The sequence below is a fragment of the Stenotrophomonas sp. CASM114 genome (assembly GCF_049384325.1).
GTDB lineage: Bacteria > Pseudomonadota > Gammaproteobacteria > Xanthomonadales > Xanthomonadaceae > Stenotrophomonas > Stenotrophomonas muris.
In genome coordinates this window covers 76,014-93,510 of sequence record NZ_JBMRGJ010000003.1, presented here as the reverse complement: position 1 = coordinate 93,510, position 17,497 = coordinate 76,014, and the positions used below count along the sequence as shown (strand labels likewise).

Here is a 17,497-nt window from a genome sequence, read left to right as displayed (position 1 = left end):
AACTAAGCACTAAGACGACTCACTATTAGCGGGAGGTAGCGGTCAACCTGCTCACGATCGCTTTCTCGCTCATATTCATTCAGCTCAGAGAACGACAAGCCCGCTTGACGCTCCCACTTACCCACAAGCGCCGCCGGAATGACAAGCGCCCCAGGCATACCTTCGTGCTTGTGACATTTTGAGTGCATATACGATTGCCAGTGCGCCCAACGCTCATGCTCGATCGCCGCCAGATCTTCCCTGAGATCTCTCATCTTTTCAGCGACCATCACCTTCGGAACCGTGTTTTGCATGACGAAATCCTTGAGCGACTGAGAATCAAATCCAAGGCGATCAAGTCCAGTAGACGCTAAATACGCATCCAACAAATCCTCGAATTCAGACATCCCCATTAAATAAGACCCTTAGCAGCCAATCGCCTGTAGTGCTCACCCAGAGGCGTGAGCTTCATTGTCTTACCTTCCATGGCCGCATGATAAGGGTGAGGCGCTCCAACCGGCACAGCTAGACCGACGCGGCTAAACTTCTGAAGAATGGCAAAAATTGCATTGTTAGCAGGATTCGGGCAGGGCCCTTCGGGCTCGTAGCTAGGATCAAGCGGAAATTCAAAGCCGGCGATAGGGAAAAGCTCTGCTATTCGCTGAAGGACATCCAGCTCTAGCGGAGCTTTGACTTTCCGCAAAGAAACGAACTTTTTTACGTTTGTCTTAAAAACAGGCCGTTGCCCCCAGTCTCCCAGCGACTGATCGATGTGTGCATATACGCTACCTGGGGTAACCTCACCCATAAGATTCGCGGCAGCGCCACTCAATGCGTCGATCATTAGCCCCGTGAATACACCACCACCGTCGACCTCCGCCGCGTATTGCTCTTTAGTCGACGCAGTTAAAATGGTTACGCCGTCCGCCACCTCAGCCACATCCTCGTTAAGCGGGTGAGCACCAAGGGCGCCGCTATGGCAGGAATCAAGAATAATCACTCGGTTCCGAGCCTTGCTCTTGTTAGCTAACGACATGATCTCAGCAAGCGGCAACCCATCGTCACCAGTCTGACAGTCGGAAGCACACAAGTAACCTCCTGTCGCCTCCACGTAGCCATGGCCCGCAAAATAGAGCAAGGCCACATCATTGTCTTCCGAGAACAGTTCACGAACTGCCTCTTTAAGACTTGAGCGCGACATGCTGGCTTTATCTGAGGACACAACCAGCAACTTGACGCCAAAGTTAACAGTGCGATCCTCGTTCCGCTCCAGCATTGCCGCTACAGCACGAGCATCGTTGACGCATCCCTCCAAGGAACCGATATGGTCATAGTGGTCAATCCCCACAACGAGTGCTTTTCGAGAAGTGGCCATATCAGAGGGAGTCGATAAAAGCGACGATATTTTCCCAGGTCCACTCAACCGTCTTGACGCCCGGCAAAGCGGTCCTATCATCCTTATAGGCAAAAATGCCCCGAACCGGCTTCCCCTCCTTTAAAGCACATTCGATCTCCCACTTCTGGCCAGATGACGCGGGCGAATTCTTGCTCGCCAAAGCGATGACTCCGTCAGAGCGAAGAATACGAACACGAACCTTTTCTTTCCAGTCACTGTCATATGCCTCACGTACAGACATATCGATGTATTCAAAGGGGGACTTTGTATTTAGAGACTGACCCTTCAAAAAGTCTCGCTGCCTCTCATCTTCAATGGCGAATGCTACGAAGATGGTCTTTTTATCTGCCATGATGATCTTCCTTGTCATACGGGTTAGAGATGCTAAATGCGGTCAAACACCTGCAAGCAGCCGGCGTCAATCTCCGACGTGGCTGACGCCCTGCGAGCATAGCGGAAAATCTTACTCATGCGCCATCAGAATATTTTCCCAATACATTCAGCCACATAGCACCACCAGAAAGCACCAAATGCTTCTTCGCGCTTGATACTGAAAACTTACGGCCTCCCTCAACTCCGAAAGGTCACCTTCAAGAGATGACGGAGCGCAGCAGCCCGATCCTGCCACGTATCTACGTTCCACGATGGATGGTAGACCCACGTCATCAGGGCGGATCCTCCCGCGTAGTCCAAGGACCAGACTTCTCGGGATTCGATGTAACGCCGCTTACGCTCGCCCTCCCCTCGGTTGACCAGTCGGGCGATGAAGGGCTCTAAGTCCGGCGACACCTTGCCGTGACTAAAGAGCCGCCAAGCGGTGCGGCCAAGCACCAGCACCACATCCGGCCGAAGCAGCGGCAGGATGTCTCGAACCAACACGTGCCCGCCGTCGCGCAGCGCCTGATTTCGCGGCCGGTGATTTGCTTGGGAACCTGCGAACGCCTGCGATAGGTTCAGGAATGCCACGCGTCTCCAAGCCTCGGCGGCGTCTTGGAGTTGGTAGTCCTGCCGCCCGGTGAGGATCAGATCGAGCGCCTTGAAGAAGGGTCCGTCACGGCCGTTCCGGACCGGCAAGGCCATCTCTCGGAAATGGTCTTGAGTGAAAGGACGGGTCACTTCTAGCGAATCGCTCGTCCCCTCCCTCCGATAGTGCGACTCGCCAAGCAAGAGCACCCGCCGCCCCTCCGTCCCGCCCCAGTAGAGGTCACCCCAATACGGGGTGAAACGAACTTCATTGGGCCATGGATGGCCCTCCAGATCCGTTTCAGGTGGGATGGCAGACTTCCGCACAGCTTGATTTCCCTTGGTCATACTCACTCCTCCAACAATGCACTCCGAATAGACCCGAACAGGACAACACTGTCAGCTGAAACGACTCAGTGGCCGCCCCGTGCCATCCTTTGCCCGCGCTTCGCTGGCTTCTTACCTGGCGGCAGTTTCTTCACCTTAACTTTGTCTTGATCGACAGAGATCTTGGCAAGCATGACCTCTCCAAAGCCACGCTCGAGGATGCGCGCGCATACAGACTTGAGCACAACCTTGGCGAAAAATGGCAGATGTAGTCCTGGCGCTTCAGACTGGCTTATCACACCGAACACCACCTTGTAATCCTTGACATCACGCGGGACGTCAACGGGAAGATCAAGCGCATGAGCCGGATCGATCTTCTCGTTGGCGAGTTGCACGAAGCTCTTGTCTGACTTAAGCAGCTCGGCTGACACCAATCCCTGATTGAACAGGTGACCGAGCACGCTGGAACTGCCGTAGTGCTTTATGTGCAAGAGAGTCTTAGCCCCATAGACATCGCAGAACTCAACTTTGTCGTGCACACCGCCCACGTTGAGAAGCTTGCGATCCATCAAACACCACGCCCCATTGCTCTCGTCCACAAGGGCCTGGTTGTAAGCCGCCTCATCGTCGTGGTTGTAGATCGGTAGCTCTAAAGGGAACTTGGCGATGTTCGCATAGAATTCTTCGATGCTTGCGGCAAAATCATCATGGACCTCAAACCAGTTCCCTGCGGAGAGCACGTAAGATTTCCCACCATCCTCCAGCTCACAGTGGATGCAGCGGTAGACTTGCCAGTCCTCTATGGTCCACTGCTCCTCATCCACTGCGAATGCCTGCCGGGATCGCAAGAACTCAATGTTCGGCTCTGCATCCGGATATGCTTGTACGAGGCCAGGCAGGTGGAGATCCGAAGACATGCCTTCGTTCTTCTTGCGGGTGAACTTGAAGCCTGCGATGCGGGCCCAGTCCACCACATCCGGAATAGCAAGCCAACAACCCTCTACCCGCCCACCTTGCTTCCAAGCGATCTTTAGCTTCTCCACCATCAGGGCATCTAGCTCGACTGCACGTTGACCCTTGGGCCTTAGCTGGCGAACCTGATCAACCCAAGGAAACTTCTCCTTGTAATCGGTGGAAGAGTAGGCCCGAAGATAGCGGCGCAGCTGCCTTCTCAGCTCCGGTATATCCGCTTTGCTGGTGAAGTTGAGGGCATCCGATCCGGACAACCGGCGCCCCATCTCAGGCGCATCGGGATAGCCAACGATGCCCCGAATAAGGTCGCGCTCGATATCGATGCCGAATTCCAAGGCAGCAGATGCCTGACTGGTTTGCACACGGCTGTTCTGGTCATCCACGAAGGCGCGCTTATCCACACTACGTAGAGCATCCTGCCGCACGGAGTTCAGTGTTACGAGCAGCCCAAACCGCTCCTCAAAAGCCTCGGGCTTTAGTAGATGCCTTCCTTGGCCAAACGTAACGGCGAAAAGGCGCTTGTCCACAGGAACGATGAGGACGGCTGCGGAGGACTGGACATTTCCAAGCTTTTTCTTATCCACAAAGGGCGTAAACAAGGGAGACCACTTCGGCTCCCGTGGTGCCGTCGGCTTCACGAACAGTGTCCCGTAGTGCGACGCACCATCGACTACGGGAATGCCAGCAACTTGGACGGCGATCGCGTCGTAGTCCGTCTTGATGTCCTCACGCAGCAAGTAGACCGAGTAATTGTTCATACCCCTCCCTTGGACAAACAATTCAACTGTGGTGCTACCACCCCGGCCGGGCGTCCTATGCCACTGATTCCTCAGAGCTGCCCATTCGCCTGCCGGAACGCCTAAGACGCATTGCACACAAATCTTCTTACCTGAGGTCTTTGAAAGCAATCTAGACCCGATTGCCGAGCCTAGTTCACTCCACTCCCGCCCGACCGGGCTTTCCCGGGTTGCAGCGGCGCGCCTTGCGAATCAATCACGATCACCTCGCCCAGCCCCATGGCACGCACGGGTGCCTCGACACGGGACAAGTCACCCACCACGACCCAAGTCAACTTGCTGGCGTCCAGCGCGGCGGCAGCGGCCCGGACCTCGTTGAGATCGAGTTGTCGGAGGGCGCTGCTGCGCTGTGTGGTCCAATCCTCTGGCCGGTCGAACCGCACGATGTCTGCGATCTCCGACGCGACGGCCTCCCGCGTCTCGAAACCACCCGCCAGACGCCGCACCTGGCTCTCCCGGAAGCGTGCAACCTCGTCCTGCCTGGCAGGCGCCGGTCCGGACGCGTACTCCGCAATCTCGCGGTGAATCTCCGCCATGGCCTCCGCCACGCGGTCGGACTGCACCGGCGCCACCACTCGCCAGGGTCGCGCTATCGGGGCATTGGCAGCACTGGAGATCACGCCGTAGGACCAGCCCTTGGCCTCTCGCAGATTCATGTTGAGGCGCGCGCTTGGCGATCCTCCCAGGACGGAATTGGCGACCTCGAAGGCCAACGTCCGGGGGTCTGAACTCGGCGCGACCAGTTGCCCGGCCACCAGGGTAGCCTGCAGGGCGCCAGGGCTGTCGACCAGATACACCCGTGGCCTCGCCTGCGCGGGCAGGCGGTCGTCGATGCGCACCTCAGGGATCCCACCCGACCCGCGCCAGTCGCCCAGATGCCTCTCAAGGACCGGGATCAGTTCGTGGAGCGTCGTATCCCCGACCACGACAAGCGTGCCCCGCTCCGGCCGGATCCAGGCACGGTGGAACTCCACCAGGTCATCGCGGCGCAAAGCCTCAACGGAGGCCACTGTGCCCGGTGCATTGAAGGCCTGGGCGTACGGATGATCGAGCCCGTACAGCAGCGCAGGAAACAGGCTCGTGGCCAAGCGCTGTGGGTTAGCCGCCTCCTCCCGAAGCGCCCCCACCTTGGCGGCACGCATGCGATCCATCGCTGCCGGCTCAAAGCGCGGTCGGCGCAGCATGTCCGCGTACAGCGCAACCGAATCGTCAAGCGTGTCTCTGAGACCGACCAGGGTCACCGCGCCGCTGCCCACGTCGACACTTGAACCCAGCTCCGCCCCCAGCGATTCAGCGCGCGCCGCGAACGTCAAGGCATCGTAATCCCCTGCCCCCTCCGCCAGCATGCTGAACGCCATGTCTGCCAGACCCGCAGTTGCCGCGGGATCCACCGGGAATTGATACGACATGCGAACAAGCGGGACGTCCTCCCGTCGAGCCAGGATCACGTGGGTGCCGTTCGACAGCGCCGCCCGCTCGATCGCAGGGAATCTCAACTCCGGATAGCTTTCAGGAAACGGTGGCCCTGCGCTGCGATCCACGCCCGGTGCCGCAGCGCGATGGGTTTTGCCTGGGCTTTGCGCGTGGGACACCGCGTCAGCCGGCTCGGCCTCCTCAGCGAACGCAGCGCGGGCGCCCGGAATGACCGTCAGGATGTGATCCCCCTGCCCCAGCCAGCGGCGAGCGACGCGGACCAGCTGGTCGGGCGTGGCCGATGCCACCACGTCGGCGGACCTCCGGTAACAGCCTGCATCGCCTTCAAATGCCTCACAGGCGGCGAGCACTTCTGCCTTGCCGTCCATCCCACCGTTACGCTCGATGCTCTTCACGAACTCGGCCCGCATCGCGGCCCGCGCACGTTGCACCTCATCGAGGGTGGGACCATCCTTCAGCAGACGCTGAAGCTCCACCTCGATGGCGGTTTCCACGGCCGACGGGTCGACACCATCGCGCACGTTGGCGACGATCATGAGTCGAGATCCGAGCTGCCCCCCTGCCTCTGCCGTCACGTCAGTGGCAAGTTGATCGGAGTGCACCAGGCGCTTGCCCAGCCGGGAGGCATTGCCTCCTCCCAGGATGTAAGCCAACACCCGCAGCTGATCAAAGTCCGGCGTCCCACGAGCTGCGATGTTCCATGTCCGGTGAACACGCGCTTGAGGGACCTGATCGGACAAGGTTTCCCGGGTGGTGGAAGCCCGGTTGGCGACGTCCACGGAAGACCTGGCTACGTCGGGCGCAGATGGGATGTGCCCGAAGTAGGACTCAACCTTCTTCCTGGCCTCTTCAACGCCAACATCGCCTGACAGCACCAGCACCGCGTTGTTTGGGCCGTACCAGGTCCGGAACCAATCCTGGACGTCGGCAAGCGTGGCCGCCTGCAGATCGCGTGCGGATCCGAAGGTCGAATGATGGTACGGGTGCCCCGGCGGGTAGCTTGACCGGGAGAGCTGCTCCCATACGAGTCCGTAAGGCACGCCACGCCGCTGCAGCTTCTCGTTCTCTACAATGCCCCGTTCGGTATCCAGCGCCTTCTGATCGATGGCACCCAGCAGATGACCCATGCGATCGGACTCCATCCAGAGCGCCAGGTCCAGCGCCGTGGATGGAACCACCTGCATGTAGTTGGTGCGCTCCGGCGTAACCGTGGCATTGACGTCGGTGGCGCCGACGCGTTGCAGCGGCCCGTAGTAGGCGTCGCGGTAATGCTCGGTGCCGCGGAACATCAAATGCTCGAAGAGGTGCGCAAAACCGGTGCGGCCGGCAGGCTCATCTCCGGAGCCCACCTGATACCACAGGTGGACCGCCACGATGGGCGCCTTCCGGTCGGTGTGCACAATGACACGCAGCCCATTGGGCAGCGTGAAGCGCTCGAAGGGGATGTCCACCGCTTGCGGAGCTGCAGCCGAGGCGTGCGACGCCGCTTCCGGGTTGCTCGCCCCCACGGGCAGGCTGAAAGCGCCAAGTGCGAGCGCCGTCCCAAGCCACCTCTTCGCGCGACCCACGAAAGCCCCCATGCATCTCCCTCGCTACGTAGTTGCCGACCCGCACGCCCTGCAACACCGCGACGGGGCACCGGAACTGCTCGGGGCTCTCAACTCCCCATGCCGGAGAACCGGCCTCACCCCAGCCTGTTCCCGTGCAGCGCCGCAGCTGCTGATCCGATCTTAACGCCCAAACTGCTCGCAATGCCTGGAGACCATCGCTTGATACTCCGCCATGGGCGCCAGGCCCATTCGAGCGCGACGCTCGTCAAGCGTCCCAGGGGCTTCAACCGCGCGCGGTTCCCAACGCCCCGGGTCTGCACAACGCCCCTGCGTTCCATAGCGCTGGAGAATTGTGCATGCTATTGAATCTCAGACCCAATTTGACGCGGCATTCTGCCTCGAGGTCATTAAGGGGGTCGCTGCTTCTGTCAGGGAACACTGGAAGGATGGATTCGCACCGAATGGTGGGCAAGCAGGAATCAGACCAATCCGTACATGCCGGGACTGGAACTACGGCGATCCGTACGAGACAAATGCCAGCCTTAAGATCACTCCAGCAATAGACCCTCAAACTGACTGATACTTTCTACTTACTGGCACGGCGAAAATCAAGAACATCCACATACGCACAATCTTCATCCACATCATATGAGATGCGGCACAGAGTCCTCGAACCAGTAATTTGTCGAAAAACATTTCCCCCAACCGTCACAAGCGTCCCACGCAGGGGGTTGTCCGATAGCGTGCGAGCATCCTCGACGAAATCATCGATGTAAGCGTCAGCTGCGGACCAATCAAATTTTTGGGAATGCTCAAACTCCCATGCATCCAGCTGCCCCTGGGCACTCGCAGTAATCCTGACCTGATAAATTTTCACACCCACTCCATAGGCGAAATCATGAATCATTCAGTTAAAGCCAGAAGGATTTAGGCCACCTAATAGAGGGGCTTCGGGGGGGCACCAATCTGCCTTCCCAGCTCTCGCTTCTTCTTCCTCGCAGCCCGGAGCTCTTCATACTCTTCCAATAGGATCACAGGCTCCGTTCCATCACGTAGTCGTTCCCGCACTTCAGCAACCCGCGCCAGCCAATCCTGATCACTTTCTTTCATATCACGCCCTCCAAAAATGAGTTCCTTGTTCAAGCACGCATTGCGACTCTAGGCTATCAGACCACAAACACGGGTCAACTTGCCCATTAGTTCTATCTGGCCGCTATCGGAACCGATAAGAGATCATGCGGGCGATGGAACTGGCAGCATTGTCAGGTATGCCACTCGCGCATCGTGGAGCCAACATCCAATGGTGCCGCCCAGGATCGTGTATGCATCACAGATAGACGTAACTGAACGCTCTGACCCGCCCCGTGGCTACCAAGGGCTCCATGGCTTCCGCAACAGAGCGCTGGAACGCCGGGTCCTTGTCGGCATGCTGGGCAAGCAACCAAGCCGCGTCCGCCCCGTCCTGGCCCACCTGCGCCACGGTCGGCCAGCCATGGGCCGCAACGATCGCCTTCAGCCGAGCGGTGTGCACCGCATCGACGGCACTGAGCACCCTCTCCTCGCCCTCGGTGGTCAGCGGGAGGTCCCGCACCGCCTGATCGGCATTCTTCATCCGCAGGAGCTCACCGCGCAGCTCGGGGTCAGTGGGCGTCCCACCGCTGACTCCCAGCGGCGCGAAGAGGATCGCGATCACTAACAATGGACCGAGTCGTTGCGCCACAGCTCCACCTCCCAAGTGATCTCTCAGCCATCAACTGGCCGCACCGTTTAGCAGCCGTACAGAACTAAACTAGCATCTCAGAGGGAGTTGTTAGCTTGTAGAAATTAAACAGTACCGTAATGACTGCGATTCGACATAATTTTTATCCAGTCAAGTCTTTGATTTTAATACATTAAATTCATCCAGTTCCTGCGTAATTTTCTTTTCCTGAAGAAGCAGTAATGGGCGCTCACAATAGATGCCTACGGTCGGTACGCGAACGACCCATTTCCATTGACGATTGCTGAAGCTGGTTTATCTGTACCTCCATCGAAACGATGGAAGCCCGCAATGCCGTTGACTCCCCCACCAAGCCCCCTCCAAATCTACCTGGACGACCCCAACGGCTCGCTGGAGATGTCCGACATCCGCATCGGCAGGTTTCGGATCGGAAAGCTGGTCGTCACCAGCCGAGAGGCCGCGATCCAGGCCCAAGAGATTCTCAATGCCGCCTATGAGCGCACCCGCCGCGCACGCTCAACGAAGAACGGCACCCGGTATCCCGAGCCGCTGCCGGCGGGCACACCCGGGCGCTCGCTCTCCGTAGAAATTGACGACTACATCCGCAATCGCGGCGACTACAGCTGCCTGGCCAGAGAGACCGTCGAGGCGACCTCTCGCACCCTACGGCTGCTTCTAATGACCTGCGGGGACATACCAGTCACCCGCATCGACCACGCTCACATCTACAAGCTGTGGGACCTCATTCGCTGGGCCCCAGACCGTCTGCTGTCCGACCCCGAGTACCGAAGGTTTACCTACGACCAGGCGGTCGCGCGTGGAAAGCAACTCAACGTTGCTCCGCCCGCCCCCGCCACGCTCGAGAAACACCGGCGCTTCCTATCGACCTTCTTCAAAAAGCTAGAGAAATCCAAGGCCATTGGTGCCTCGCCGATGGTCGCCTTCGACGAAATCAAGAAAGACTTGGTCGTGGATCCGAACAAGCCCGAGCGCCTTTTTGACGATGCAGAACTCAAGCGCATCTTCGACCTGGAGACATATGTCCCATGGGCTAGCAAGTACCCCCACCGCTGGTGGCTTCCAATCCTTGGCCTGTGCACAGGGGCGCGCATCAACGAAATCGCTCAGCTGAAACTAGCGGACGTAGTGCAAGAGGCTGGCGTCTGGTGCATACGGATCCAGAAGACCGTCGATCCCGACTTGGCGCACAAGACCCGCAACCGAAGCCGTCAGCGCCTGAAAGGAAAGTCTGCCATTCGAACCCTCCCCATCCCTCCCCAAGTGCTTGATGCGGGCTTTCTGGACTTCGTGGAGGATATCCGCGCGTGTGGCCATCCTCGATTGTTCCCCCACCTGACCGCCGGCGTGAACCGCAAAACGGGTGAGTCGAACCAGCGCTACAGCCAAGCGGCGCTCAACCAGTTCAGCACCTACCTGAAGAGCTTGGGTTTCGGGAAGGGGATTGGGCTGCACGCCTTTCGGCACACCATCGCCACGGAGCTCCATCACAAGGGAATTCCCGACGAGGACATTGCCTTGCTGACGGGCCACAGCATCAGCAAGAGAGTGCCGGTGCTGCATGAGGCCTACTTCCATAAGAAGCCGGAACTCGCCCGAAGGAAGCAAATCGACCTTCTGAGCCGCTACGCGCCGCCGGTGGAGCTGCCGCCCTACCAGAGGGGGCAGTTCGCGAAACAGCTGAGCGACCCGGGAAAGTTCTACCCGTAAGCTATTGCCAATGGCCAAGCCGCTGCGGAATGACGCGGTGCCGTTGCCATAGGCTGTCGTCATTCGCATCGAGGCGGATTTCGAACTACGCTATCCCTTCTGCACCTCGGATAGAACAGATGACAATCGATGTCAGCCACCTCTCGGCAAAAGAACTCAAGACGCTGATCGCTCAAGCAGAGAAACAGCAAACCAGAGTACTGACTCGCCCCAAGGCTGCCGCCATGCGAGCCAAGATCAACAAGTATGTTAAAGACCACGGTTACACGATTGAGGAGCTCTATGGGGCGCTTTCAAGTCCATCCACGGAAAAGGCCGGCAAGCGAGTAGTCCGGAATCCGAAGAAGACGGCCGGCAGCAAGGTCGCCCCTAAGTACCGCAATCCGGCCAACCCTGGTGAGACTTGGTCCGGCCGTGGGCGCCAACCGAAGTGGCTCGCTGCTTTGGTTCAGAACGGGAAGTCGCCGAGCGACTTCTTGATCAAATGAGTCCGCACGTCATGATTCCACGTGACTTCACGCTGTAACGCTTACCAACCACCATCTTGTGGCCCTCGCCAGAAATCGAAATTCCGTGGATTCGCGTCATTGCGAATCCACCTCTAGCACAGCAGCTCCAAAGTCTTCGCTGGACCTTCTTCACTCAGGCTAACCGACCGCCTGGCCAAGAGGCATTGGCGCAACATGCTGAGCATCATGCATTGCTTAGGCCAACGACCGGCCCACTCGTTCAGAGGCGAACTCATATCTACAAGAACCTCTACTAGCCATGCGACTGTTCGGCCATCATTTGAAGCGGTATCCCACACCTCTAACCGTCACCAGCACTCCGGTGATGCCATGATGCTCAAGCTTCCTCCTAATGTTGTGGACATGCGTGTCGACAACCCGACTCGACGAATCAACGGTAGCGCCCCCTTGTAGCAACTCTCCACGCGTGAATGCTTTAGAAGGGGTCCGCAGTAGCGCATAAACGATGTTGAACTCGGCCGGGGTCAAGTCGACGACAGCCGGCGGTCCAGACGCCTCTGATTCCACCAGCACCCTCACCGCCACTCCATCTACAATGAGCCTTCCCTGCTGGAGGACGCTATCCCCCTCCCATCCAAGCGAAACTCGACGCAACACCACATGAACTCGAGCGACGACTTCCCGCGGACTGTATGGCTTGACGATGTAATCATCTGCGCCGCAATGAAGCGCACCGAGCCTATCCCGCTCATCGTCGATCGCAGAAATCATGATCACAGGTGTGCTCGCCCTCCCGCGGATCATAGCGAGCAAGTCGGCAGCAGCCATCCTGGAAGACGTCGTCTCTAGAAGCACTATGTGAGGGCGCCAGTGGGCGAACAAGTCCAAGGCATGTTCTGCGTCATCAGCAACCGCTACGAGGAACCCCTCCTTTCGAAGTTGAGCCTCAAGTATGCCGGCGCTTTCAGTGTCAGCCTCAACCAACAGCACCCTTCTCACGCCATAAGGAGACGACACCGAGTACACAGAGTTCGAAAGAGTCATTGATCAACTATTGATGTTTGTCCAAGAGCCGTCGAGGCGGCGAGCCCTTCTTATCACCACGCCGGGGCGTCGCCAACTGGCCGATGACGACGGTCAGCCTGCGCCGCATGTCCGCACATGCAGGGAGTGCTCCAGACGTCGCATGGAGAATTTTCCCCCACCTTTGCGAGTTGCTCGAAGCAGCGCCATCCACTTATGGATGAAGCCGCAAATTGCCCTGCCGTCAGACCGAAAAGAGCAGTACTTGCAGGCACCACCGCGCCCTCGTGAGGATCCGCGGACAGATGCCAGCGAGAGAAGGATTTGAGCCGGCTCATCGACATCAGACGAAGTAGTCAGGGATCGCGACAGCGGCTTAGGATGGACCTCCAGGCCGAGCCGCTCTCGCGCCCCGCGGCCGCAGCGAAACGCCAAACATGATTCACCCTGCCTCCCAACTTGCCGAGGGCAGCGGATACCTAATGCTCTGTCGAAAGCGTGAGCTTGGGTAGTGACTGACAGCCACTTCGACAGGGTTGCCGGCTGTGGAGTAGTAGAAGCGAACAACTTGAAGTGCGGGATCACCTGGCGCCACTTGAAGCAGATCGGCGGTCTCCTTGTCGAGAACCGTAGCCGTCATGTCCTGCCGAACTTCCGTCACGGCTATGCCGTACATCCGCTCCAGATTCTGATAGATCGGCCCACGTGCTATCCGCGAGGTGATCTGGGCCGCCGCATACTCCGGATGGAGGTAAACTCGCACAACGCCCGCCGGCAGTGAAGCAGCTGACCGCCTTCTTAGAAAACAAGCCTCAGACAACTGGATACCACGCCGGCACTCCAGAACGTCCGAGAGGCGCTCATTGACGGTGATCAAGCCCAAAGATACGTGGTGAAGCTCTGTCCTTCGGAGAAGCTCGCGAAGGCCATCTACAGAAATGATCGGGGGAAATGCCTCCACCTCCTGTGGCGCCGGAAGCACCATCGAGCCAACCCCTGGGCGAGACGCGATCAAGCCTTGGAACCTGAGCAATGCCAACGCCCGGCGCACGGTTTGGCGGCTCACGCCGTGAACTGACATGAGATTCTTCTCGGACGGCAAAGTACTCCCCACTGGATGAGCCCCGCGCTCAATGTCAATGGTGATTGACTGCGCGAGCGCATGATAGAGAGGCTTCGGTTGGCCTTTGTAGGGCTGGCGTCGATCGGACATTGTCACTTCGTTACTCTTTCCTTTCCATTGCGCGCTGGCCTTCTGAGGAGCGCCGCTCTGTGTTGTCCTGGGCCCAACTTTCACAGATGTCGCCCTTCAAACTTCTCACCTGCGGGCAATGCGCCGGCCTTGCATGGCTTTCCTAAGAGCCAGCCTTGACCAACGGCGTCGGGAACGAGCCGGCACATTGCAATCGCCTGCTGCTCGGTTTCAACGCCTTCGGCTACAAGCGGCAGCTTCAGCGCCTTAGCCATTGCGCAGATGGCTTCAACGGCATGGCTCGCCGGAGAATGAGTGCCTGCAGCTCTGGTGAGCCGGCGGTCCATCTTCAGCCCTGCGAGAGGAAGGTCAGCCAGATAGGCGAAGTTCGAGTAGCCAGTTCCAAAATCGTCCAGGTACACCCTGAAGCCCGCCTGCTTCAGCTCGCGCAGCGCCTCTATCAGCAGCTGCTGAGAGGCAGTGGATCGCTCTGTCAGCTCTAGGACTATGGCGGATGCCGAAACTCCATAAATCTTTGTCTGCGCAAGCAGAAACTGTCTTAGTCCGATGCTCAGAATGTCCTGGGCAGACAGGTTGATGCTTGCGTAGAAGCCGTCCCCACATCGTAGGCGCCATCCAATCTCATCTAGGCTTTTCGCGACCACCACCTTCGCCAGCTCAGTGCCGAGTTTCAGGTGTTCCGCCATGGGTACGAAGGTGTCGGGCGAAACATCGGATCCAGTCAGTGTCCGCCAACGAGCCAAGACCTCGACACCGATCATCTGACGGTCAGACAAGCGTCGCAGTGGTTGGTAGACCAAGTCGATGTCTCCGTGCCTGATTGCGCGAGTCAGCATTAGGTCCAGAGCTTCCCGCCGCCCTTGGAAGACCTTCAGTAGAGCCCCTGACCCTGCTCCTCCAGCCAGAGCCAGCGCAAGGATGGACGTAACTGTCCAAGAAGGTTCGTTCCATAGGCTGCCGGATGCGGCTTGGGCAACGACGCAGATATCGAACTCACTGCTGCAGGCGCGTGTGGCGACGTGCCCGGCAGATGGAGTCAACGCCCCGTTCGTGCCCAGCGACATTTCCTGCACTGCGCCAAAGGATTGAAACCGGTGTCTGCCGTCTCGCGTGACCACCAACGCTCCGCCCCCCTCCATGGGCACTGCCACTCGCTCAAACGCCGTTGGAGCCGTGGTCACAATGGCGTTTCCGTACGACGCGAGGTCCACTTTGATGCGCCCATCGCCAGGGGCGGCCACGCTCCGCCAGAACGAATAGCCTCGAACGAGGCGATTCGGAGCGACAAGCTTTACAGGCGTAGGAAGGCGCCCCCATATTGCTGTACATATCAATCGCCCGTTGCTCAATCTCCCAACATCCTTAATGTAGCGGGAGTGAAACGCTATGAGACGCAGCTCGGCTAAGTCCTCATCTCCACAGGGCGCGGCATCTATCAACAGCGCCTTGTTCAACCCATCAACGCCGGCACGGGCAACATCTTGAGCGTGTTCCAAGAGAACGACCGTATAGTCGGCAAGTTCAACTTTAGCCCGCTGCGTGACTGCCAACTGGGCCGCCGCCAGAGTGCTCGCGACCACGGCTATCCCCAGAAGAAAAGGCGCTGAACGGAGAAGTGCCCATCGCAAAGATCGCCGCTTAGCGGATGACTTGCGCATTCCTGACTCCGGGGTTAGGACCCGCCGGACAGATTGCTATCCGGCGGGATCGGACTCAACTGGCGTGAACCAAACGGGGGCGGAACTCAGTATTTACCTTAAAGAATGCGACTGCCTGAGCAAGCCCATCGGCCTGGTCTTCGACGGCACCGGCTGCTGCTGAGGCCTCTTCCACCAATGCAGCATTCTGCTGTGTCACCTCGTCCATCTGCATCACCGCCTGGTTAACCTGTTCAATGCCCGCAGTCTGTTCTTGGGAGGCTGCGGATATCTCCGTGATCATGTCGCGTACGCGCTGGACGCTCTCAACGACCTGATGGATGGTGGCCCCCGTCTGCCGGACCTCGTTCGAGCTGTCGACCACATCCTGGACCGAGCGATCAATGAGTTGCTTGATCTCCTTCGCTGCCTCAGCGCTGCGCTGGGCCAGCGTCCGGACCTCGCTTGCAACCACTGCAAACCCCCGACCTTGGTCCCCTGCCCTAGCAGCCTCCACGGCCGCGTTCAGCGCTAGTATGTTGGTTTGGAAGGCAATCCCATCGATCACCGTGGTGATGTCTGCGATGCGCTGAGACGACCCCTCAACCTTTTCCATCCTTTCCATTGCCCGATCAACGGCGCGGCCCCCCTGAAGGGCAAGTTCACCAGCGTCCGAAGCGAGTTTGCTAGCCTGCAAGGCATGATCCGCGTTCTGGCGCACCGTGGAAGTCAACTCCTCCATCGACGCAGCCGTCTCCTCCAGGTTCGCCGCCTGCTGCTCCGTGCGACGTGACAGGTCCGAGCTTCCCTTGCTCACTTCCGCGGCGGACACCCGAATGACTCCGGCTCCGTCCTGGATGCCTCGTACGATGCTGCCAAGCTGCTCCGAGGAGGAGTTCGCGGCATCACGCATTTTGGCGAAAACGCCACTGAACTGGCCGGCTACACGGTAGGTCAGATCGCCTTGAGCCACCGCCCCCAGCAGACTCGCGATACTCGAAAGGCTTCGGTCGCTGACGTCGAACATCTGGTTAAGGTTATCGATCATCTCTCGGAAGCTGTGACTAAAGCCATCTGAAGTTCCGCGTTGTGAAAAGTCCCCCAATGCCGCGGCTTGAACAAGACGACGAATCTCCTCGTTGATCGCCAACAAATTGCTTCGTGTGGTCTCCATAGCTTCTGTGATAGCGGTCTGATCTCCGGGCAGAGCCTCCATCCGTACGCTCATGTCCCCTATCGCGTAATGCTGAGCGATGTCGACGATCTGTTCGATCAGCATGTTGGAGCGCTCAACCATGGCGTTGGTGTCAATTGCGAGCTGGCCAAAGGCACCCGGATGACGGGAGCTATCAATACGATGGGACGTCCGCCCTTCGGCCTGAGCAGAGGCCATTTCCTCCTGATCAGCGATGAGAGCCTTGATGCGATCCTGCATCGCGCTCATGCTTCTCAACAGTGCTGCTGTCTCGTCTCGTCCCTCCACCTTGATTAAGTTCTCGATGCCCCCCAATGCAATGGCATTGGCAGTTCTTGTGGCTTGCTCCAAAGGAACGGTCAAACTGCGCGTGATCGCAATTGCCAACGCGATGCTGAGCACGATCGCGAGAAGCCCGGCTGTGATAAGCATCGTGCGACCGCTGGCGCTCGCGGCTTGTGCCTCACGATAGCTTGCGTCCGCCAAGCGCTCCTGAAGCTCCGCGTTGGCAAAGATGGCAGCTTGCCACTCATTGAGGAGCACATCTCCTTCTGCGAGAAGCTTAGTAGCCTGAACTACGTCACCCTGCGAGGCCGCCTCGACAACTGAGTCATTGACCCGACGCGCTGCGAGTCGCTTTTCGGTGATGACGGCACGAATCCTCTTCCCTTCCTCGTCGGCAGGGGTTGCGTAGAGGGCATCACGAGCCTCGTCGTACACCTTCCGCTGCTCGGCGATCTTTCGCATCAAGGATGCCTGGACATCCTTGTCCTGCAGCATGATCAGTTCACGCAACGAGATACTGATCTGCATGTTCGCGCTTGCCATGGATTTGGAGAGTCGAATGCGCTCCATGCTCTCTTTGACTATCGAGTCCATGCTTCGCTCAGCACGGGACAGCGTCCAAAGACCGGACGCAACGATGGACATCGCAACCGCGATCAAGATAGCGAAGGCGGCACTCAAGCGGGTACCGACCCTGAACCGCATCAAGAAATTCTTCACATTCACACCTTTCATGGGGGAGGAGTTGGCTCCTGGCCGACAACGTCAGCGGGCCAGTGATCGGCCCCATCCGGCACAACCTTAGCCC

At 58.6% G+C, this 17,497-nt stretch carries 14 protein-coding genes; 2 read left to right on the top strand and 12 right to left on the bottom strand.

The features are described 5' to 3' along the window. Positions 1-2: 2 nt before the first annotated feature. The 8 genes from VG566_RS05010 to VG566_RS04975 form a co-directional block, all read right to left on the bottom strand. Positions 3-386, bottom strand: coding sequence for a hypothetical protein (locus VG566_RS05010; protein ID WP_219931140.1), 384 nt, complete (start codon positions 384-386; stop codon positions 3-5). A 5-nt stretch (positions 387-391) separates the two neighbouring features. Then, positions 392-1,354 carry a caspase family protein gene (locus tag VG566_RS05005; protein ID WP_258286968.1) on the bottom strand — a complete coding sequence of 321 codons (963 nt, stop codon included), beginning with the start codon at positions 1,352-1,354 and terminating at the stop codon, positions 392-394. 1 nt (position 1,355) lies between these two features. Next, on the bottom strand, positions 1,356-1,727 hold the full coding sequence (locus VG566_RS05000; RefSeq protein WP_109337155.1) for a TIR domain-containing protein: 372 nt from the start codon (positions 1,725-1,727) through the stop codon (positions 1,356-1,358). A gap of 218 nt (positions 1,728-1,945) precedes the next feature. Beyond that, positions 1,946-2,686, bottom strand: a complete 741-nt coding sequence (locus tag VG566_RS04995; protein WP_109337154.1) for a uracil-DNA glycosylase family protein — start codon at positions 2,684-2,686, stop codon at positions 1,946-1,948. A 65-nt stretch (positions 2,687-2,751) separates the two neighbouring features. Continuing rightward, positions 2,752-4,395 (bottom strand): DUF6119 family protein, encoded by a 1,644-nt coding sequence (locus VG566_RS04990; protein WP_053442705.1) that lies wholly within the window; start codon positions 4,393-4,395, stop codon positions 2,752-2,754. A 170-nt stretch (positions 4,396-4,565) separates the two neighbouring features. Further along, positions 4,566-7,448 (bottom strand): M16 family metallopeptidase, encoded by a 2,883-nt coding sequence (locus tag VG566_RS04985; protein WP_109337153.1) that lies wholly within the window; start codon positions 7,446-7,448, stop codon positions 4,566-4,568. A gap of 556 nt (positions 7,449-8,004) precedes the next feature. Further along, positions 8,005-8,325: a type II toxin-antitoxin system RelE/ParE family toxin gene (locus tag VG566_RS04980; RefSeq protein ID WP_143568718.1), complete on the bottom strand. Its 321-nt coding sequence runs from the start codon at positions 8,323-8,325 to the stop codon at positions 8,005-8,007. A 420-nt stretch (positions 8,326-8,745) separates the two neighbouring features. Next, complete coding sequence (locus VG566_RS04975) at positions 8,746-9,111, bottom strand: DUF6624 domain-containing protein (RefSeq protein WP_019659227.1); 366 nt, start codon at positions 9,109-9,111, stop codon at positions 8,746-8,748. A gap of 357 nt (positions 9,112-9,468) precedes the next feature. On the opposite strand from VG566_RS04975, the gene VG566_RS04970 reads away from it, so the two are divergent. Continuing rightward, positions 9,469-10,866, top strand: coding sequence for a site-specific integrase (locus VG566_RS04970; RefSeq protein ID WP_019659228.1), 1,398 nt, complete (start codon positions 9,469-9,471; stop codon positions 10,864-10,866). 119 nt (positions 10,867-10,985) lie between these two features. After that, positions 10,986-11,354, top strand: a complete 369-nt coding sequence (locus VG566_RS04965; RefSeq protein WP_019659229.1) for an H-NS family nucleoid-associated regulatory protein — start codon at positions 10,986-10,988, stop codon at positions 11,352-11,354. 297 nt (positions 11,355-11,651) lie between these two features. Here the strand turns inward: VG566_RS04965 and VG566_RS04960 are convergent, their stop codons facing one another. The 4 genes from VG566_RS04960 to VG566_RS04945 form a co-directional block, all read right to left on the bottom strand. Then, complete coding sequence (locus VG566_RS04960) at positions 11,652-12,380, bottom strand: response regulator transcription factor (RefSeq protein ID WP_099596491.1); 729 nt, start codon at positions 12,378-12,380, stop codon at positions 11,652-11,654. 421 nt (positions 12,381-12,801) lie between these two features. Further along, positions 12,802-13,572, bottom strand: coding sequence for a GntR family transcriptional regulator (locus VG566_RS04955; protein ID WP_099596490.1), 771 nt, complete (start codon positions 13,570-13,572; stop codon positions 12,802-12,804). Between the two features lie 80 nt (positions 13,573-13,652). Further along, a complete protein-coding gene (locus VG566_RS04950; protein WP_423172606.1) occupies positions 13,653-15,230 on the bottom strand; it encodes an EAL domain-containing protein in 1,578 nt (525 codons plus the stop codon). A gap of 55 nt (positions 15,231-15,285) precedes the next feature. After that, positions 15,286-17,424, bottom strand: coding sequence for a methyl-accepting chemotaxis protein (locus VG566_RS04945; RefSeq protein WP_274600463.1), 2,139 nt, complete (start codon positions 17,422-17,424; stop codon positions 15,286-15,288). Positions 17,425-17,497: the final 73 nt, after the last annotated feature.